Origin of the sequence: Vibrio porteresiae DSM 19223 (assembly GCF_024347055.1) — a bacterium.
Classification (GTDB): Bacteria; Pseudomonadota; Gammaproteobacteria; order Enterobacterales; family Vibrionaceae; genus Vibrio; species Vibrio porteresiae.
Genome location: NZ_AP024896.1, coordinates 1,689,358 through 1,708,391, shown reverse-complemented (window position 1 = coordinate 1,708,391; position 19,034 = coordinate 1,689,358). Strand labels below are relative to the sequence as shown.

At 47.3% G+C, this 19,034-nt stretch carries 15 protein-coding genes; 4 read left to right on the top strand and 11 right to left on the bottom strand.

Going from position 1 to position 19,034, the window contains the following annotated elements; translation table 11 throughout:
* Nucleotides 1-369: 369 nt before the first annotated feature.
* On the bottom strand, nucleotides 370-1,245 hold the full coding sequence (ptrR, locus tag OCV11_RS24280) for a putrescine utilization regulator PtrR (protein WP_261897021.1): 876 nt from the start codon (nucleotides 1,243-1,245) through the stop codon (nucleotides 370-372).
* Nucleotides 1,246-1,390: 145 nt separating this feature from the next.
* Here ptrR and OCV11_RS24275 point away from each other — a divergent pair, with 145 nt between their 5' ends.
* On the top strand, nucleotides 1,391-2,788 hold the full coding sequence (locus tag OCV11_RS24275; protein ID WP_261897020.1) for an aldehyde dehydrogenase family protein: 1,398 nt from the start codon (nucleotides 1,391-1,393) through the stop codon (nucleotides 2,786-2,788).
* 128 nt (nucleotides 2,789-2,916) lie between these two features.
* Here the strand turns inward: OCV11_RS24275 and OCV11_RS24270 are convergent, their stop codons facing one another.
* Genes OCV11_RS24270 through OCV11_RS24260 form a run of 3 tightly spaced genes read right to left on the bottom strand, consistent with a single transcriptional unit; the run spans nucleotide 2,917 to nucleotide 7,722 of the window.
* Nucleotides 2,917-3,942, bottom strand: coding sequence for an L-threonylcarbamoyladenylate synthase (locus tag OCV11_RS24270; protein ID WP_261897019.1), 1,026 nt, complete (start codon nucleotides 3,940-3,942; stop codon nucleotides 2,917-2,919).
* On the bottom strand, nucleotides 3,926-6,355 hold the full coding sequence (locus OCV11_RS24265; protein WP_261897018.1) for a DUF2309 domain-containing protein: 2,430 nt from the start codon (nucleotides 6,353-6,355) through the stop codon (nucleotides 3,926-3,928). The genes OCV11_RS24270 and OCV11_RS24265 overlap by 17 nt, the downstream gene beginning before the upstream one ends.
* Nucleotides 6,355-7,722 carry an NADH-quinone oxidoreductase subunit L gene (locus tag OCV11_RS24260; protein ID WP_261897017.1) on the bottom strand — a complete coding sequence of 456 codons (1,368 nt, stop codon included), beginning with the start codon at nucleotides 7,720-7,722 and terminating at the stop codon, nucleotides 6,355-6,357. Before OCV11_RS24260 ends, OCV11_RS24265 begins: the two co-directional genes overlap by 1 nt.
* Before the next feature lie 99 nt (nucleotides 7,723-7,821).
* On the opposite strand from OCV11_RS24260, the gene OCV11_RS24255 reads away from it, so the two are divergent.
* Nucleotides 7,822-8,694: a LysR family transcriptional regulator gene (locus OCV11_RS24255; protein WP_261897016.1), complete on the top strand. Its 873-nt coding sequence runs from the start codon at nucleotides 7,822-7,824 to the stop codon at nucleotides 8,692-8,694.
* Between the two features lie 4 nt (nucleotides 8,695-8,698).
* Here the strand turns inward: OCV11_RS24255 and OCV11_RS24250 are convergent, their stop codons facing one another.
* The 7 genes from OCV11_RS24250 to OCV11_RS24220 form a co-directional block, all read right to left on the bottom strand.
* A complete protein-coding gene (locus OCV11_RS24250) occupies nucleotides 8,699-9,175 on the bottom strand; it encodes a L,D-transpeptidase family protein (RefSeq protein WP_261897015.1) in 477 nt (158 codons plus the stop codon).
* Between the two features lie 206 nt (nucleotides 9,176-9,381).
* Nucleotides 9,382-11,034, bottom strand: coding sequence for a BatD family protein (locus OCV11_RS24245; protein ID WP_261897014.1), 1,653 nt, complete (start codon nucleotides 11,032-11,034; stop codon nucleotides 9,382-9,384).
* A 2-nt stretch (nucleotides 11,035-11,036) separates the two neighbouring features.
* A complete protein-coding gene (locus OCV11_RS24240; protein WP_261897013.1) occupies nucleotides 11,037-12,992 on the bottom strand; it encodes a vWA domain-containing protein in 1,956 nt (651 codons plus the stop codon).
* The gene (locus OCV11_RS24235; RefSeq protein WP_261897992.1) at nucleotides 12,985-13,953 is read right to left on the bottom strand and encodes a VWA domain-containing protein; all 969 of its coding nucleotides are present in this window, start codon (nucleotides 13,951-13,953) and stop codon (nucleotides 12,985-12,987) included. Before OCV11_RS24235 ends, OCV11_RS24240 begins: the two co-directional genes overlap by 8 nt.
* Nucleotides 13,940-14,428: a DUF4381 domain-containing protein gene (locus tag OCV11_RS24230; RefSeq protein WP_261897012.1), complete on the bottom strand. Its 489-nt coding sequence runs from the start codon at nucleotides 14,426-14,428 to the stop codon at nucleotides 13,940-13,942. Before OCV11_RS24230 ends, OCV11_RS24235 begins: the two co-directional genes overlap by 14 nt.
* Before the next feature lie 6 nt (nucleotides 14,429-14,434).
* A complete protein-coding gene (locus tag OCV11_RS24225; RefSeq protein ID WP_261897011.1) occupies nucleotides 14,435-15,352 on the bottom strand; it encodes a DUF58 domain-containing protein in 918 nt (305 codons plus the stop codon).
* 9 nt (nucleotides 15,353-15,361) lie between these two features.
* Nucleotides 15,362-16,318 carry an AAA family ATPase gene (locus OCV11_RS24220; RefSeq protein WP_261897010.1) on the bottom strand — a complete coding sequence of 319 codons (957 nt, stop codon included), beginning with the start codon at nucleotides 16,316-16,318 and terminating at the stop codon, nucleotides 15,362-15,364.
* A gap of 312 nt (nucleotides 16,319-16,630) precedes the next feature.
* Here OCV11_RS24220 and OCV11_RS24215 point away from each other — a divergent pair, with 312 nt between their 5' ends.
* Nucleotides 16,631-18,547, top strand: a complete 1,917-nt coding sequence (locus tag OCV11_RS24215) for a methyl-accepting chemotaxis protein (RefSeq protein ID WP_261897009.1) — start codon at nucleotides 16,631-16,633, stop codon at nucleotides 18,545-18,547.
* A 65-nt stretch (nucleotides 18,548-18,612) separates the two neighbouring features.
* The gene (locus tag OCV11_RS24210) at nucleotides 18,613-18,813 is read left to right on the top strand and encodes a restriction endonuclease subunit S (protein ID WP_261897008.1); all 201 of its coding nucleotides are present in this window, start codon (nucleotides 18,613-18,615) and stop codon (nucleotides 18,811-18,813) included.
* The last annotated feature ends 221 nt before the right edge of the window (nucleotides 18,814-19,034 follow it).

Sequence of the window (19,034 nt, the reverse complement as noted above, 5' to 3'; positions counted from 1 at the left end):
AATATAATCCTTATGGGTTAAATTCCGTACAATTAAGCTTATTGTAGATTAACTCTTTGATTTTATTTTAATTATGAGTGTTGGCAAACGTTTGCTGACTTTTTTCTCAGTAGATATGACTTTTAACCTGATATATTTCATCAACTTATAAGCTATTAATATAAATTGATTGCATATATTTTAATGACATTTGTGTCAATAATTTGCCGTTGGTAAGAGATAAAATGTGATTTTTCTCGATTAATAACCAGATTGTTTATGAGTCAATATGTCGCATAAACAATCTGATTATGAAATGGGTTTTTATGCTAATCAATCAATGGCTAATAAATGAAAGCGTATTGATATCTGCTGAGCGTATTATTAGCACTATTGGGTGATCATATGCGCATATTCCGGTAACAGATCAACCATAACCCTTAGTTGAGGTGTCATTGAACCGCGACGCCAGATCAACCAAGTGGTGAGGTGATCCCACTCTTTCCCCAGTGAATGTATTTTTACTTGATCATGACCGGGCATGGTTTCGAGCAGACTTAACGGCATCATTGCAACACCCGCCCCTGCAATCACACACGCTAACATGCCATGGTAGGACTCCATTTCATAAATCTTACCTGGTTTAGCGTGGTCAGCCAAAAACCAGTTTTCAAAGTGACGCCGATAGGAACAATTGGCGCGAAACGCGTAAATGTTATGCCCGGTGACATCGCGAGCACGATGCACTTTGGTGTAGCTGGTGGGGGTGATCAAAACCAATTCTTCATTAAATACTGGCATCCCTTCAATGGCGGGATGCAATATTGGCCCATCAATAAACGCCGCCGCCAACTCGCCTTCTAGTACCTGTTCAAACATGGTGCCTGATGGGCCCGTTACCAAATCCAACTGGATATTAGGGTAGGTTTGATTGTAGCGAGCGAGGAGGGGAGGGATGCGCACTGCTGCGGTGCTTTCTAGTGACCCCAGATGCAAGCGACCTTTTGGCGCTTCGCCAGCAACAGCCGCTTTGGCCTCTTCCACCAGTTGTAAAATTTGATGGCTATACTCCAACAAGTTGTAACCTGCTGGCGACAGTCGAAGGCGCTGATTTTCGCGGATAAAGAGTTCAGTACCAAGATCCGCTTCCAATTGGCGAATGCGCGTGGTGACATTTGAGGGAACCCGATGGACTCGTTTGGCTGCATCAGTGATCGTGCCCGTTTCTGCCACAGCATTGAACATTTCTAATTGGGATAGATTCATGGTTATTCTCTTTTTGAGAAAAAGTTTGTCAAAATTATTCACTTTTTTGTTTTGTCTGACAAGGGCAAACTAGAGCGTATATGAGGTGCGAAAGAAAAGCATACCTCCCAGTTTCAAGTCATACTCGCAAGAGGAGTGAAGTTTTATGACCCAAGTGACCCCTACAGTTAGCCAAGCTAAATCGATTAATCCAGCCAATGGTGAAACCATTGCAACCTATGCTTTCGATGCCAAAGAGCAAGTGATCCAGACATTGGAAAACAGTGTTCAGGCGCAGCGTCAATGGCGCGCTTTGTCGGTCGCTGAGCGTGCGCAAACTTTGCGTCATATTGGTCAAGCGATTCGTGAGCATGGCGAAGAGATGGCACAAATGATGACCCGTGAAATGGGTAAGCCGATTGCCCAAGCACGTGGTGAAGTTGCCAAAAGTGCCAACCTATGTGATTGGTATGCTGAGCATGGCCCAGCCATGCTTGCGACCAAACCTACTATGGTGGAAAACCAGCAAGCGGTATTGGAATACCGTCCTCTGGGTGTCATTTTGGGTATTATGCCGTGGAACTTCCCACTGTGGCAGGTCATGCGTGGTGCGGTGCCGATGCTCTTAGCAGGCAATACTTATGTATTAAAACACGCGCCAAACGTGATGGGTTCTGCCTATTTAATTGAAAAGATTCTGAGCAGTGCTGGTCTAATTCAAGGCGCGTTTGCTGTTATTAATGCAACCAATGACGATGTCGCAACAGTCATTGCTGATGATCGCCTTGCTGCCGTTGCGTTCACTGGCAGTGTGCGTGCGGGTAAGGTGATTGGCTCACTAGCGGGAGCGGCTTTGAAGAAATCTGTGTTGGAACTGGGTGGTTCTGATCCTTTCATTGTTCTTGCCGATGCTGATATCGATGAAGCGGTGCGTGCCGCTGTTGCTGGACGCTATCAAAACAGCGGTCAGGTTTGCGCAGCAGCCAAACGCTTTATTGTGGAATCTTCTATCGCTCAGGAATTTACCGACAAGTTTGTGACTGCTGTTAATGCATTAAAAATGGGTGACCCAACACAAGATGAAAACTATGTCGGCCCAATGGCACGTTTTGATCTGCGTGATGAGTTGGATCAACAAGTTCAAGCTACCATCGAGCAAGGCGCTGTTGTTCTGGCGGGTGGTAAACCGTTGCAAGGTGAGGGTAACTATTACGAGCCAACGGTTTTAGCTAACGTCACACCTGAGATGACCGCATTTCGTGAAGAGATGTTTGGCCCGGTAGCTGCGATTTCGATTGCAGAAAGTGCTCAACATGCCATTCAACTCGCCAATGACAGTGAGTTTGGTTTATGCGCAACAATCTACAGCGGTGATGAAGCCTATGCACAAGAACTGGCTGCACAATTAGAGTGTGGTGGGGTGTTTATCAATGGTTTTTGCGCGAGTGATCCACGCGTTACCTTTGGTGGCGTGAAGAAAAGTGGTTATGGTCGTGAGCTCTCTGAGCACGGTATGTACGAATTTTGTAACGTGCAAACTGTATGGAAAAACCGTAAGGGTTAGAGCCAATTACTCAATTTGAACGTGTTCGCTGACCTAAAAAAAGACCCCTACAGAATCTGTAGGGGTGTTGCTATGAACAACAAAGGTTGCGTTTTAGAAATCGTAAATAGAATAGGTATCGCTCTGCATTACAAAGGTAGAGCTGCGCGACTGAGACGGTCGTTAACCGCGTTCCACGCCTCCCCTTGCGGTGGACGCTCGAGCCAAATCTCATCAAGTTGCAACTTGTCAGCCTCTGCAAGAGAGCGATAAAGCTTTTTGCCATAGCTGGCGGCGTCTAATGGCATCTTGAATGAAGCGATTCCATTGTCATCCACCAACTCTGACGTATGTATGACTGCATAAGTTGAGTTCTTGTCTCGGTTAAATACAGCGTGTTCTATGTTATCCACTAAGCGAAGTACGGTTTTCGGTTGATAATGGCTACCGACGTTACCAGGTACTGCCATGTTGTGATGTTTGGGGTAATCGACAGGTTGTTCTAACACCTGACTTAATTCTTGCGCCGTAATCGGCCCAGCGCGTAAAACGCGTACGTTTTCTGACGTTAAATCGACGATGGTCGATTCCAAACCAAATAGGCAATCGCCACCATCTAATACCGCATCAATTTTTCCATCTAAGCCCGAAATGACTTGCTCTGCGTTGGTTGGGCTGAGCTGCTTGTATGGATTTGCCGAAGGTGCAGCAACAGCCAGTTTGTACTCTTTCAAGATAGATAAAATGACCGGATGCGCAGGCATGCGTATCGCAATCGTATCTAATCCACCAGTGACGACAGAAGAAGCCTGTGCGCCTTTGGGCAGCAATAGTGTCAGAGGCCCAGGCCAAAATGCTTTGGCAAGAGCAATCGCTTGGTCTGGAATATCAGCCGCCCAATCACTCAATTGACTCATATCACCAATGTGAACGATCAAAGGATGGTTGGCCGGACGACCTTTAGCGGCAAAAATGCCTTTCACCGCTTCAGGTTGAGTCGCGTCTGCGGCTAAGCCGTAAACCGTTTCTGTTGGCAATGCGACCAATTTGCCTTGTTCAAGTAAGCATGCTGCGTGTTGTAAATCTTGTGCCTTGTTGGCATTAAGTCGAAGCGTATTCAACAAATCATCTCCGTAATAATCGAACCAATCGTAGTCATTAATTGACCATCTCATTATTGTGATTGGTGACAGGTAACCACTGGTGTTTCACGTATTGCCAAATGCGCTGCTCTGCATCCACTTGGTAGAGAAATAACCAGCCGTTGTTCACTAAAGAGGCCACATCTTGGTGACGTGCCATAATCATTTCGATGGCTTCTTTAGGGGCTTGAATAAAGGTGCTCAGACGCACGGGTTGATGGCGATACTGTTTGCCATCGTGTACTGATTGATTAGATAAGCCGATACGTAAATCGCCGCCATTACCTTCAAATACCCCAATATGACCACCCACCACATTGTGAAGCAGTTTGTTACCGCTACCGTATTTTTCTGGTACGGTCACGGAGGCAAAATACTGCAGGTTAATCCAGTTCATCACCAGCAGTGGGGCGGTCATGATGCGCTCTAGTTGAGCAAACTCTGGGTCTTGATCCACATGGTATTCATGTAAGAATGCGCGCCCTGCAAAGTCTAAGTTACGAGTCAGTGCGCGTGGTGCGATAAACACACCTGCGTTATTACATAAACCCCATTCAGGGCGCATCTGTGCCCAGTTAGTCGCTCTTTGCTTAAAGAAGCGATTCACTTCGTTGGCGCTTGGGGCGCTTGGACCATCAAATTGCTGCAGGCGAGCGTGGCGAGCTTGTTCGCTGGCTTTGATCAGCGTTTGACGCCATGGAGCCGACGGTGCATCAAACACCATAAAGTCATCGGTAGTGGTATTGTGCATCGCCGCATAGAAGTGGGTATCTTCTGGAACCGTGACGCCAAACTCTGGCATATGCTCTCTTACAATAGGGTCGTTAATCAGGCTGGCAAGGACTTTGACGTTCACTTCACCAGTCTGTCCACCACACGCACCACAATCTAAGCTGGATGACGTATGGTTGTTACAGGTTTGACTGCCATGACCAGTGAGCAATACCACCGGCGCCAGACGTTGGCTAAAGCCCATCGCTTTAAGAATGCCAGCGCCTAACTCTGCTTTTTCTTGTGCGGTCAGCGGTAGTTGATTGCGTTTTAGTTCCCACTGATCGTTAGGTCTTGCATCGCGGTTCACTGGGTTTTCGGTCCCTTCTTGCATCACGACACGTTTGAACAGACTGACTAATTTAAGCAAGCCACCTGCTTCAACCATACCTAAGTTAGAGGACGGTTTTTCTAAGCTGTTTTGCCAGCCTAGTTTGGTCAGGCGTAACCAGCGCTCAGGGCGCATACGGGTTTGCTGAGCAACAATCGAAGGTGCTAACAGCCCCGGCAATTGGGGGCGTAGGATACTACCGTCGCGAGTTTGATACGCAATCGGAATACCGAAGAAACCTGCAAAACCAATTGTTTCCACACTTGAGCATTGTGCTTCAAGGGCGCGGCGCATCGGCTCGGAGCGCACATCAATACAAAAGACCGCTTGGATTGATGGACGAGTCTGTTGTTGAGCTTTTTGCACATGTTCCACTTGAGCAATCCAATCGGTTTGAATACTCAATTCCATCGCACGTTGCCATACCCAAAGCGGTTCAAGTTGCTGTTTAGCCAGCTCATACAGATGATTCACTTGACTCGCTTGCACGACCAATGTGTGTTTGATGGTTTTAAATTCATCGGCTTTTTCTGCTTGAAGCCACTTCCACAGTACATAGTCCCAAGCGAGCAAAATGGTTGTCAGTCCTAAGGCATGAGGGACTTTAATCTCTTTATTCGCTAAATTGGCTTGCCAATCTAACCATGCTTGCCATCCTGCCCAGCCAGAAAGCTGATGTAGCGAGGCTTGCGCGAATGCCAGTGCGCCTTGCTCATCGGCTAAGACATCGCGCCACTCATCACCAGCAAGATCAAGCATGGTGAGCAATTCTTTTGGCAGCTTTGCGAAGTAAGGCAGTAGATCCACGCCAAGTAATGTACGAATACCTTTGTCGCGAGTGACCACTTCAAGCCAACTTTGGTAAAGGTGCTCGCCATTTTTACCATTGGAATCAAAACGTTCAGGATATTGGTGGTACAGAGCAATAAACTGACTTACCTGCTGCTGAATCTCTTGCACCCAAGAGTGACCTTGCGACGAGGGCACTTTGTCGTCAAGCAACATAGCGAGTGTTTTCCAACGCGGTGCAGGTTGCTCTGGGCGTTCTAAGTCAGTAATGACCTGCTCTTTGCTCAGCGTAGAGCCTAACGAGACCAGTGCTTTTTCTACATGCTGTGGTTGAATTTGTTTCTGCCACTGCGATTGATAGTAACTTTTATCCATCAAACCGGTCGCGCCAACTAAAACAGCTTGTTGAGCAAACACGTCTGTAATGGCCTGATGACGTTGTGGCCACCAAGGATTGACTGCGACAGACTGGTCTAAAGGCCAAGCTGGAGCGATGGTTTGCGCTGCTTGTTGAGCTAACGTTGCGAAAGGGACGGCGATATTTTCTAAAATCATTATTTTACCTCGGTTTCGACTTGCCAATGCGCGTGTTGCAGTTTGAGAAGTGACTCACTTGGCCACAATTTTAAGGTTAAGCGGGTTGCCCATTCATCTAAGTAAGCGCCTGCGTTTAGCCAGATAAACAGACGTTTTACCCAACTCACATGCGGCCAGTATTGCAGTGCGATAGAGCAGGCAAATAGGCTCACGAATAAACAAGCGACAGTGATATCTGCAGCGAGATTCAGCGGTGCATCTAAGCCCATTAACGTACCCAGATGGTGTTTGGCTGTGGTGTATAGGGTTAGTAGAGCAATGGCAAACCCTAGCGATATCAGTAAGCGAGCTGGCGTGCCTTTGTCAAAGCGGGTGATACTCGGCAGCAGTAGGGCGCTCAGTGCCAACCAAACCAAGATGGTGGCGGCAAAACTGGTCATGACCTCGAATTCCCACTGGGCTATGGCCAAGAGAATTAACCCAAGAGACAGTGCAATCGACCAGTGGCGAACCTTAGGTTTCACTTCACCCGCGAGCTTAGCGGCAAGATAGTGGTTAACGGTGTTGCCGCTGTTTAGGAACGAATACGCTTTGTAGAATGAGTGAGCGAACAGGTGCAGCAGCGCCATTTCATACAGACCAAGTGCGATTTCCACCAACATTAAGCCCATTTGTGAGCTGGTCGACCAAGCTAACTTCACTTTGACACTGATACGCGTGGTGCTCACAAGTCCGGCGATAACGGTACTGATGCCAGCAAGAATGACAATCATCCAGCAAGCAATGCTGCTTGAAGCGACAATCGGGGCAAAGAACAGCAGCAAGATACCACCCAGGTTGACGATGCCAGCGTGCAGCAGTGCAGAGACTGGCGTTGGCGCTTCAACCACTTGGATAAGCCAGCCGTGCATCGGTAGCTGAGCACATTTAATTAAAGCCACTAGACCGAGCATGATTGCAGCAACTGTGGTGCTTGTTGTGCTATGAGTAAAGGATGAATGCGCGATGATATCGCTGATGTACGGCGTTTGGTATTGGGTGTACAGAGCGGCAAAGGCGATAGCTAAGAGCAATTCACTCAGGCGTGCTAGCAAGAATTTCTTGTGCGCAGCAAGCTGAGCTCGTGGACGCAATGGATAAAACAGTATCAAACGGTGTAGAGATAAACTGACCGCCACCCATGCTGCCCAGAAAAGTACGAGATGGTTACTTGTAATCACCAATACAACGGCTGCAATAGTCATCAAAAGCGAACGCAAGAATCGGGAACGGTCTGCTTCACCACTAAACGCAACCCAACTATAACGAACGATGGTGAACCCTAAAATCGCAATCAAACCGAGTAACATCAGTTTGAGCGGTGTCACCAGAAACAGAGAATACATGACAAACCTCACACTTTAAAACGTGATGCCTATTGTGTAAGTCTGTTATCGTTAAGTAAAATACATAATAAATTAGTTATCGTTCTGTTTTATAGAATTATGAGTCGCCTAAACTACCATCATCTCTACTATTTTTGGCAAGTGGCCAAGCAAGGTAACCTGACCCAGACGGCGCAGAAGTTGCATATCTCTCAGTCTGCTCTTTCTTCACAAATCAAGCAGTTAGAGCAATCTATGGGGGTGGATCTCTTTGTGCGAAAAGGTCGCGCGTTAACCCTCACGGAGAGTGGCTATCATGCCCTCAGTTATGCGGAAGAAATCTTTCGTAATGGTGAGGAGTTAGAGACGTTATTGACCAGTGGTAAGACCTTACCAGGGGCAACAATTCGTATTGGTATCTTGTCAACCATCTCCAGAAACTTCATTGAGCAGTTTATTCAGCCCCTGATTAATCAAGATGATTGTCGTTATGTACTGCAATCAATGAGTCAAACCGGTCTGCTCAATGCCTTAGCTGAGCTGCAATTGGATGTGGCACTAACCAATATTCCGGTGCGCGGTTCGAATAAACAGAACTGGCAGAGTCGCGTGCTTGCTCGTCAAGCGGTGGCGATTATCGGTCCGCCTGACTTGAAGCTCAAAGAGGAGCTCGGTGCTAGCTATCGCCATCGTCGGTGGGTGTTGCCTTATGGTGAAAACCCATTGCGTGCGGCATTTGATGCTTATGCGGCGCAATATCAGCTGCAGCCGGAGATCATTGCTGAGTCAGACGACATGGCGATGCTGCGTCTGTTGACCCGTGATACAGGGGCGCTGGCAGTCATGCCTGAAGTGGTGGTAAAAGACGAGCTTGACCATGGTGTGTTAAAACGCTATTTGCTGCTGCCGAACGTTTACGAAAACTACTATGCGGTCACCGTAAAACGGCGAGTGGTGCATCCCAAACTGGATATGCTGCTACGGCCGATTTAACCGTTTACCATTCGATAGAGATGGGGGTGCCAACAGGGACGAGAGAGATAAATTCATCCATCTCCTGATCAGTTAAAGCGATACAGCCGTTGGTCCAATCGAAACTCTGAATAAACTCCGGTCGCGCGGTTGTGCCGTTTTTTAACCCATGGACTTTGACATCACCACCTGGGTCTAGGTCATGCAGTTTGGCGTAGGCGATGTCCTGTTCATTGGGATAGCTAATATGAAAGGCTTTGTAAAACTGGGTTTGAGTCGAAATGCTATCAAGGTAATAGAGACCTTCTGGCGTACGTTGATCTCCCTCTTGGTGTTTATGTCCTTTAGGTTCCTTACCTAAAGCAATCCGATATTCGCGAACGGGTTCTCCATGTTCATAGAGATACATGCGCCGTTTGGATTTATCGACCTTGACCCAATCCACCGCTGCCATTGCAGGCAAGGTGACTAAGCAAAGCAGCGCAAACCAGACTAACTTCATTGCATTCCACAATATGATGAAATAATGAGCTTCATTATGGAATCTTTGTCCCTCTCTGCCTAGTGAGAAACCTTGCGAAAGCGAACAAGGTCACGGAGTGGGTAATGACGGACTAGCCCTAACATAGGTGAGATAAAAAAGAGAACGGCGAACCGTTCTCTTTTCGTGAATTAAACCATTTAAGGTCATGTTATCGCTGCAGTCTCTTACAACGGCGGCAAAGTACTATCACGTTTGATCGTTTTTCCTTTCTTTTTCATGCGCTTTTCAATACGACGAATTAGAGCGAGCAGGGCTTTACCATCTAAATCAGAGCCTTTATTGGAGTAGAGCGCTTGGTCGAGGGCGTTTTTCTCTTGGGTTAATTCCGCTTCCTCTTCACTCGTTAGCGTGACTGTTTGACGCCACTGACTGAGTGCTTGGCTAATGGCAATCCCATTTTTCGCGGCGATGGCCTGTTCTAACGTCAGTGATTGCGCACTGGCTTGAACCGGCTTTTCTACCACAACGGTTTCGTGCGGAGCTTTTCGTTTCCAATAGAAAGCTAAACCTAAAGTGGCAAGCCAAAGCACAGCAAATAAACCTGTGAGATACGGCCAGAAGCCTGCGTCCTGTTGGGTGACCACTTTTACCTGTGCTGGCGCGCTTGGTGCTGGATTCGCTGCTGGTAAAGGCTGAGCGTTATCGCTTGGTGAAACAGCAAGAGTCAGTCCACTCAATGTCGCTGTTTGCTCGCGTTTGGCCTCACTATTCCACCAATTCAGTGACACGCCAGGTAGCGCTAGGTTACCTGTTTTGCTTGGGATCACCACTTGCTTGAGCGTCATCACCACATCACCGTTATCCAGCGTTTTAAAGTGTGGCTTTTCCGCGTAAGTACGCACATCAGTTGGATTATTAATGGTGATATCAGGCAGTTCATTTTGCGAGACGCCAGCCACTTCTAACGTGATTTCACGATTTAATGAGTCGCCAACCTTAGTTTTAAAGGTGTCTTGGATGATTGGATTACCTTGCCCATCGGTCCAACGCTGTTTCAGCGTTAGATGCGATGTGGGTAGCCAAACTCCTTTATAATCTTGCGGTTGCGGTTCAACGTGAATTTGATAGGTCTTGGGTGTGGTGTTTAAGGAAACGATGCGGGTACTTCCGTCATAATCGTTGCCATATAAAACCGAGCCTTCAAATTTAGGTTCACTTAAAGTGAACGTTCCGGGTTTGGTCGCGGTGATACGAAAGTTCTGATCAACCACTGTGACTTGTAAACCATTCATCACTGCTTGGTACTGCTTCGGTTCTCCAGCCGATTTCAATTCCATACCATCGACTTTTGGTGGCTCGATGTTGGTACTTTGCAAGCGGCGTGGGTCGGTTTTGACGATCAACCGGGCTTTGAGCAGAGCGGTCTCTTTGGGATAAAGGGTGGTTTTATCTAACTGGCTTGTCACCTCAACGAGGTCTTTCGTTGCAGGGGCATTGGTATCTTTTTGCACTTGCAGAGCAATGGCCTGTGATTGAGCACCATTTAAGGTAAAACTTGGAATCGTAATGATACCGGTGTGTTTTGCTGCGAGTGAAACCGTCCACTGTGCTTGAGAAGAGCGCGAGCCATTAATAATGCTCACTGACGTACCAAAACTTGGACGCCCCATCGTAAAGTCTTTGTTGAGCACCGAAAAGTCGATGTCATCAGAAGAGGCTTTACCATCGGTCGTAACTTGCAACTGGAACACTTCATTTTGGACAACACGGTTTTTGCTGACCGTTGCGTACAAGTTATCAGCCAATGCACTCACACTGACCAATGTCAGAGTGAGTAACGATAACATCCTGATTATATGAGAAAAGAGAAATTTCATAATTACCACTTCTTACCTTGCGTATCGGTTTCATCTTGGTCTTGAGCTTGCAGATAGAGCTGCGCACGTAATAGCTGACTTGGGTCACGTACGCTTTCGACTTGATCCAATTTACGCAGTTCAGGATCGACGGCCTTAGCCGAACTACTTTGTGCTACGTCTGCTTGAGCTTGCTGCTGCCCATCTTTTGGCTTAGCTCCGCCTTGAGCCGTTTGTGGTGAAGGCATGGCTTGTTGGTTACTGCCTTGTTTATTAGCGCTGTTTTGCTGGTTATCGCTTTGATTTTTCGAGCCTTTATCAGCAGATTTTTGTCCCTTATTGGCTTGTGACTGCTTGTCTTGACCAGACTTCTGACCCGCTTTAGCTTGGTCGTCGCCCTGTTTATTTGCCTGAGACGGTTTATTGCCTTGGTCGGCAGAGGATTGGTTTTGCGCTCCTTGCTGATCACCTTGGTTGTTATTATCGCCTTTGCCAGATTGCTTTTGGTTTTGCTGCGAATGTTTGTCGCCTTGTTGCTCATTGGGTTTCGATGAGTTGTTTTTCGATGACGACGGATTATTTTTTTGCTGTTGCTGTTGCTGTTGCTGTTGCTGTTGCTGTTGCTGTTGCTGTTGCTGTTGCTTTTTGGCCTGCTTTACCACCTGTAAATTGTGCTTTGCATCGGCGTTAGTCGGATCATCTTTCAAGATCGATTGATACAGTTCTTCCGCTTTATCCAGCTGTTTGGCTTGAGCATAGGCATTAGCAAGATTGTAACGCGTATTCTCATCGGGATTTTTCACTTGAGATAACGCGTCGATTGCACCCTTATAATCTCCCGCTTGGTAGCGAGCTGCGCCAAGCCACTTGGGATCTTGAAACCGCTCTGCTGCGCCTTTGTAGTCTTTGTTTTGATAGGCTTGATAACCCTCTTGATCTGGAGTTAGCCACGGGGAGGCGTAGGCATGGTTTGGGGTGAGCATAGGCACTACCATGGCGATGAAGATGAACAGCACGCCACGACGAAACAGCAATAGCGCCAGTAATACCACAGGAAACAGCAACCAATAGCCATTGTTGATGCGTTCGGTGACCGTTTGTGCGCCATTCTTGCCTTGGATCGCTTGTACCGATTGGGTTGCGCCAAGCAAGGTGGCAACATCTTGGTCGTCGCCTCGATAAGGGGCAAACACTCCACCGAGATCGTGCGTCAGTTCACTCATGGTGTTGAAGTCGACTTTCGCGACGATAGTATCGCCTTGTCCATCTTTCATCAACGAACCGTCGCTCAACTGAATCGGAGCGCCTTGCGGTGTGCCCATGGCAAGCACCATCAGTTTCCAGTGCGAGCCTTTAAGCAAAGAGAGGAGCTGTGCGCTTTGGTCTTTATCGATGTCATCGGTGAGCAGCACAATATCGCCTTTACCCATTCCCGCATTCGTCATCATTTCGATGGCTTTTTTCACCCCCGCAACCACATTGGCCCCGGGGGCAGGCATGATCTGCGGAGATAAGTTGGGGACTAAGTTGGCAATGGTCGCTGTATCGCTGGTCATCGGGCTGACGGTATACGCCCCGCCAGCAAAGGCAACCAGACCTGTATAACCATCTTGCCAACCTTTGAGCAGGTCGAGTGCTTTATAGCGTTGCTGAGTCAGTCGGTTAGGTGACACATCGGTGGCGTATTGTGACATCGACATATCCATCACTAACACACGAGCGCTGCCGTTGCTGTAAGTCGGGCGAGCCTGTTTTTGCAAACTTGGACCGGCCAAGGCAACGGCCGCTAACGTCCAGACTAACGCCAACAGGGTAACAGTTCGGCTGCGTTTACTTTGTACGCTTAGCCCCATCGCTTTAGCAAGATGAGGCGCGATGAGCGTATGTTTGGTGCGGCTTAAACTAAGCCAAATTAACACCAATCCCAGTGGCAATAAGGTAAGTAGCCAGTAAGGAGAGAGAAAAACAAAATCAGACATGATTTCTCCTGACGATAAACAGAACCACAGAAAGCATGAGCGCAATGGCAAGAGGTAAGCCAAACCACTCTGTTTGTGGACGCCAAGTCTGACTGGCTTTTTCCACCGGTTCTAACTGATTAATGGTGTTGTAGATGTTGGCTAAGTCCTTGGCATCGCGAGCACGGAAATAGCGACCACCAGTCATTTTGGCAATGGTGGTTAAGGTCTTTTCATCTAGGTCTTCTGCAGTATTGACTCGTTGTGAACCAAAAAAGTTTCGTACGACCATTTCTCCAGCGCCGACACCGATGGTGTAAATGGTGGTGTGATATTTTTTGGCTATTTTTGCCGCTTCTATCGGGTCCATCACGCCGGAGTTATTGCTGCCATCGCTGAGCAAAATCATCACACGCTGCGGAGCATCGCCATCGATGAAGTTTTTCGTGGCTAGGCCAATCCCTTCACCTATCGCGGTTTGCGTACCAATAAGCTTAAGTACTGCGTGATTAACTTGCTCTTCAACGGTATGCAAATCGAAGGTCAACGGCGTTTGTAAGTAGGCGTGATCAGCAAAATAGATCAAACCGAGTCGGTCGCCTTTACGTTTAGCAACAAACTCTTTGAGGACCTGTTTTACAGCCGATAAGCGATCGATAAAATCATCTCCTTGCTGCATGTCTTTTTGGCTCATTGAGTAAGACAAATCGACCACTAACATCATGTCGCGATGTTTAGGAGAGACGTTGACCGGCGCACCATACCATACAGGACGAGCCAGAGCGGTAATCAGAAAAATCCAAGTCGCAATCGCCAGCACTTTAGCCAAAGCATTGGTTGGTGCTGCGATGGTCGACTGAGTTGGAAGGTAGGGCAGCGAAATCGCTGCTTTTGATTTTACTGAAGGTGCAAATTTATAAACGAGTAACGGAAGTGGTAGTAGGCAAAATGCCCACCACCATACGAATTCAATGTTTGCCAACGCTGACATGTCTCCTTTTCTTCGGCGGCAAAGCATCATTAATCCATTGATAACAATCTTCGACTAACGCTTTAGCATCAACAGAAGATTGTTTTTTATAGAGCGCTTGCTGCCATTGAGTTTCGTTGGGGACGAACAGAGGTCGTCCAATCTGGTCATCTAAAAAGGCATACCACTCTTTTCCAGTAAGGTGTGCAATCTCTTCACGAGGGTAGTAGCACAAAGCAGCTTGGCGCAGCAGTTCAATGGCAGACGAAGGCGTTTGAGCGCCTAATGATGGTGAAAGCAAATGCAGAGCCGTTTTCTTCGGCGCAAGTCGCTTACGTTTCCAGCGAATAACCATAACCACAATAACCAAGACAGCCACGATACTGGCGACTGTTGCCCACCATCCCCAAGCAAGGGGTACCCATGACGGTACATCGGGTAGATGCAAATCACTGAGTTTGAATGGTGCTGATGATGTTTCCTGCATATGTATTTATCCGGCTAGTTGTTGTAGCAAAGGACTCTCACTGGACAGAGCGTGATAATCCATCTTCATTGACTGACACAGTAATTCTAGTTTTTCTTTATGGGATTCAAAGGCTTTTTTGATCCCATTCCGAGTACTATTTAACGAAAAGTTGAGCCAACGCTCGTCTTTTTGGTCTGTCACCAGCTCGGTTCCGCGAAAAAGGGTCTCTCCTTGCTCTAACGGATCATAAATATGAATCAGGCGAACTCGATTCCTCCGATGCAATTGATTGAATAATGGTTTGAGATCAGAACGATAGCGAATGAAATCGCTAATGAGTACCACTTCACTGCCTTTTGGACACAGGCGATTTAAAGCGATAAACGCTTGTGCCATGTCACGGTGTTCAGCAGCGGCTTGACCACTGGTCAGCTCTTTTTGCAAGGCCACCAATTGGGCAAGAATATTGAGTGGACCTTTTTGCCGACTGGTCGGTTTGATCTCCACCAATTTGTGGCCAGTGTCGATAACCGCACCAATGCGATCTTTCTGCGCGATAGCTAGCCAACTGAGTAATGAGGCTAAATGCGCGGCTTGTACCGACTTAAACAGCAGTGTGGAACCAAACTGCATGCTGGCACTTAAGTCGATATAGAGCACGACGGGCTTTTCACGCTCTTCGGTAAACAGCTTAGTGTGCGGTTTGCCTGTACGGGCCGTCACTCGCCAGTCGATGGCACGAATGTCATCCCCCGGTTGGTATTGGCGCACTTCGGAGAAATCCATGCCTCGTCCAAGTTGTCGACTCTGATGCTGCCCAAGCATTTGCGACCACAAACTTTTAGCTGGTGGTAACCACTTCGCCGTATGTTGTTGATAGGGAAGCAGTTCATCGAGACACAAATGCACGCCATCGGCGTGAGCAGGTAATGAGTACTTCATCGCCACTCCTTACGCACTACCTACTAGTGAGAGTAAGTGAGCAATGACTTGGTTGGGATGAATATTCTCCGCTTGTGCTTGGTAAGAGAGCAGCAGGCGATGACGCAACACAGGGAAGATCATAGTCTGGATATCTTCAGGACTCACAAAGTCGCGACCATTAAGCCAAGCATGTGCGCGCGCGCAGCGGTCAAGTGCAATCGTGGCACGTGGACTCACGCCCATTTCGATCCACTCTGCCAATTTGGCATCGTATTGGGCTGGCTTGCGTGTGGCCATGATGAGGCGAATCAAATAGTTTTCAATCGCTTCGGCCATATGAATATTCAGCACTTCTTGGCGTGCCGCAAAGATCGCTTCTTGAGAGATGCGAGGTTTGTTTTGTGAGTTTTCACCTTTGGCTTCACCGCGGTTCAAACGCAAAATCGCCAGCTCGTGCTCTGCATCAGGGTAATCCACATCAAGATGCAATAGAAAACGGTCGAGCTGAGCTTCTGGAAGCGGGTAGGTGCCTTCTTGCTCAATCGGGTTTTGAGTCGCCATGACTAAGAAGAGTTTTGGCAACGCATAGGTTTTACGCCCTGCCGTAATTTGCTTTTCTGCCATCGCTTCGAGCATAGCCGCTTGCACTTTGGCTGGCGCACGGTTGATTTCGTCGGCCAGTACCAATGAATTAAAAATCGGACCTGGTTGGAAAGTAAATTCACCGGTTTCTGGACGGTAGATATCGGTACCGGTTAAGTCCGCTGGTAGCAAGTCGGGCGTGAATTGAATCCGGTGAAATTTCCCTTCGATGCATCCTGCTAGCGCCTTAACTGCGCGTGTTTTTGCTAAGCCCGGAGGGCCTTCAACCAGAATATGTCCATCGGCTAGTAGAGCGACCAGTAGTTGCTCTACTAAGGCATGTTGTCCAATCACTTGTTGGTTCAGATAATTCTTGAGTGTTTGAAAGGTTTCTGACTGCATAACATCCTAGTCTCTTTAGCTTATTCAGAAGTTAGTGAATCTTACAGCGAAAAAGTTCCGTAAAAAATCGTCACAAAATGTGTTTGGTGATTAATTCATCATCTTGTAGCCCTTGTGATACAAGGTGTGGCGGTCATTTCGACTAATCAAGGTTCAAATGGCAATTTCGTTAAACATTTGTGGCTATTTCAGCTACAATCGCGACCCTTTGACCTGATAGAGATGCTAATTTAGTGGTTGCTAAATTTTGCCTGTCAATTTTTGGTCATGAACAAAGTATAAAAAGAAACGCCATATCGCCACGCAGAGGCCATGATGTCATTACACAAATTAAGCATTAAACAAAAAGTGATCATTGGGATCACTCTCGCTGTACTCGCTTCCACTATGGTGGTTGGCATGATAGCGCAGCGTCAAACACACGAAGTATTGCGCCACCGTTTGGTGGAAGTCGAGCTGCCTTCCATGCTCAATCAAATTGGCGATGAAGTGGATGGGCAAGTGTCACAACTGCTCAATGCCGCTCGTCAATTAGCGTCCAACGAGTTCATCAAACAAGCGATTAATGATAAAGACATCGACCCTGCTCAAGAGAGTATGGTGGTGCAAACTTTAAACAACGTTCGCAGTCAGTATGCATTAAACGATGCTTCAGTCGCTAACCGTCAAACGGCGTACTACTGGAATCAAAATGGCTTTTTGCGCCAACTTAACCATCAGCAAGATGGTTGGTTCTATGGCTTTGTGCAGTCAAATAACCCAACGATGGTAAGCATGTTCCAAGAAGCTAATGGCGATGTGAAAATGTTTGCTAACTACCAAAACGTCTCTGGGACTACGCTGTCAGGCGTATCCAAATCGATGGATGATATGGTGAAGTTTTTGAACGGCTTCCATATCGAAAAAACCGGTTATGTTTATTTGACCGATGCGCAGGGTAAAGTCCAAATTCACCGCGATACCAGCAAATCTCACGGTACCTTAAGCGATTTTTACGGTGTGAGTGCTCGTCAGCTGCTGAACAAAAACGGTTTTAACCTGATTGAAACTCAGTCTAACGGTCGTGATGTGTTTGTCGGTAGCCTTTACATTAAGTCGATGGACTGGTTTGTTATTGGTGCGGTTCCAGTTGATGAGGTGTTTGCGGATGTTAACAATGTGACGCATCGCATTTTGTTGACCACCCTGATTGTGGCTATCATCTTTATTCTTGGCGGTATTTGGCTCGCCAATAGTATCGTTAACCCAATTCGTTTACTTGCACAGCGTTTTACTGAGCTAGGCCGTGGCGACGGTGATTTATCACAACGCATCGCGGTGGAAGGGCATGATGAAATTGCTCAGCTTTCGCAAGGTTTTAACGGCTTCATCGAGAAAATTCATGTTTCAATGCGTGAAGTGGCTGAAACCAGTAATGCGCTACAAAGTGCGGCAAATCGTGTTGCTGAGAAAGCCTCTACCACCCACGACAACAGCCAAGAGCAGCGTGATCAGACGCTACAAGTGGTTGCAGCAATCAATGAAATGGGCGCGACCATCAGTGAAATCGCATCCAATGCTTCTACTGCAGCAGATACCGCCACCGACGCATCGAAAAATACCGATACTGGACGTGACGTGGTCAATAAAGCCAAAGACGTGATTGGTCGTTTAGCAACTGACATGGAAAGTACTGGCGCGGTGGTGAAGCAACTGGCTGATACTACCCAAAATATCGGGTCGATTTTGGAAGTGATTCGCGGCATTTCTGAGCAAACCAATCTTCTCGCCTTAAACGCGGCGATTGAAGCGGCGCGCGCTGGTGAACAAGGTCGAGGTTTTGCGGTGGTAGCGGATGAAGTACGTAACCTTGCCGGACGCACTGCCAGCTCGACAGACGAAATTCAAGCCATGATTAACCAACTTCAATCTGATGCGAAAGACGCGGTAGAGGCGATGTTGGCAGGTCAGCTAGTGACTCAAGATGGTGTGAGCGCTGCAGATGAAGCAGTGGGTGTATTGGCCAATATCTCTGAGCGTATCCACGATATCTCTGATCGCAATATTCAAGTGGCAACAGCAACGGAAGAGCAATCGACCGTGGTACATGCGATTAACGTTAATATTGAAGAGATTAACGCGATCAACGAGATGACCACCAATACCGCTGAACAACTGGCGGATGCGAGCCATGAGTTGAAGGATCTTTCTTCACGTCTGGACCGCATGGTAAGCAGCTTCAAGCTGTAAACCCTAGCATCTGTATGGGGAGTTGGGTAAACTCCCCATCAGTGCAATTTAACTAGGTAAAGATCATGAGCGATTTTGAAAAAGAACTAGAACTGATGTCTCAGGAAATGGGTGAAGAGCCAGAAGTAAAACTTCCTTCACTTGAAGAGCAACAAGCGATTGTTGCTGAGCTAAAACAGCTAGAAGCAGAAGGCAAACTGACTCCAGAAGTGCTAGAGCAATTTTTTGGTAAGTACTACGCAAAGTCAGAACAACCGATTCATTAATCGGCTCTGTTTACCTATAAGGTCGCCGCGGCGGCCTTTATTTTTATCTAATGATTTCAATCAGTAATATTCATCAAGCTCCTCAGATTTAGCCACACATCCCTAGTGCAAGTTCGATTTTGTATCTACATCACACTCTCCCTATCAGAGTTTTGTGCTGAAAGTGATTCAGCAATCAAAATTTATGCACTTTTTCTGACTTCCTATTGCTACGATCACGA

Coding starts and splice junctions, on each gene's coding strand:
- ptrR (WP_261897021.1), bottom strand. CDS start 1,245: ATGAATCTATCCCAATTAGAAATGTTCAATGCTGTGGCAGAAACGGGC.
- OCV11_RS24275 (WP_261897020.1), top strand. CDS start 1,391: ATGACCCAAGTGACCCCTACAGTTAGCCAAGCTAAATCGATTAATCCA.
- OCV11_RS24270 (WP_261897019.1), bottom strand. CDS start 3,942: ATGAGATGGTCAATTAATGACTACGATTGGTTCGATTATTACGGAGAT.
- OCV11_RS24265 (WP_261897018.1), bottom strand. CDS start 6,355: ATGATTTTAGAAAATATCGCCGTCCCTTTCGCAACGTTAGCTCAACAA.
- OCV11_RS24260 (WP_261897017.1), bottom strand. CDS start 7,722: ATGTATTCTCTGTTTCTGGTGACACCGCTCAAACTGATGTTACTCGGT.
- OCV11_RS24255 (WP_261897016.1), top strand. CDS start 7,822: ATGAGTCGCCTAAACTACCATCATCTCTACTATTTTTGGCAAGTGGCC.
- OCV11_RS24250 (WP_261897015.1), bottom strand. CDS start 9,175: ATGAAGTTAGTCTGGTTTGCGCTGCTTTGCTTAGTCACCTTGCCTGCA.
- OCV11_RS24245 (WP_261897014.1), bottom strand. CDS start 11,034: ATGAAATTTCTCTTTTCTCATATAATCAGGATGTTATCGTTACTCACT.
- OCV11_RS24240 (WP_261897013.1), bottom strand. CDS start 12,992: ATGTCTGATTTTGTTTTTCTCTCTCCTTACTGGCTACTTACCTTATTG.
- OCV11_RS24230 (WP_261897012.1), bottom strand. CDS start 14,428: ATGCAGGAAACATCATCAGCACCATTCAAACTCAGTGATTTGCATCTA.
- OCV11_RS24225 (WP_261897011.1), bottom strand. CDS start 15,352: ATGAAGTACTCATTACCTGCTCACGCCGATGGCGTGCATTTGTGTCTC.
- OCV11_RS24220 (WP_261897010.1), bottom strand. CDS start 16,318: ATGCAGTCAGAAACCTTTCAAACACTCAAGAATTATCTGAACCAACAA.
- OCV11_RS24215 (WP_261897009.1), top strand. CDS start 16,631: ATGATGTCATTACACAAATTAAGCATTAAACAAAAAGTGATCATTGGG.
- OCV11_RS24210 (WP_261897008.1), top strand. CDS start 18,613: ATGAGCGATTTTGAAAAAGAACTAGAACTGATGTCTCAGGAAATGGGT.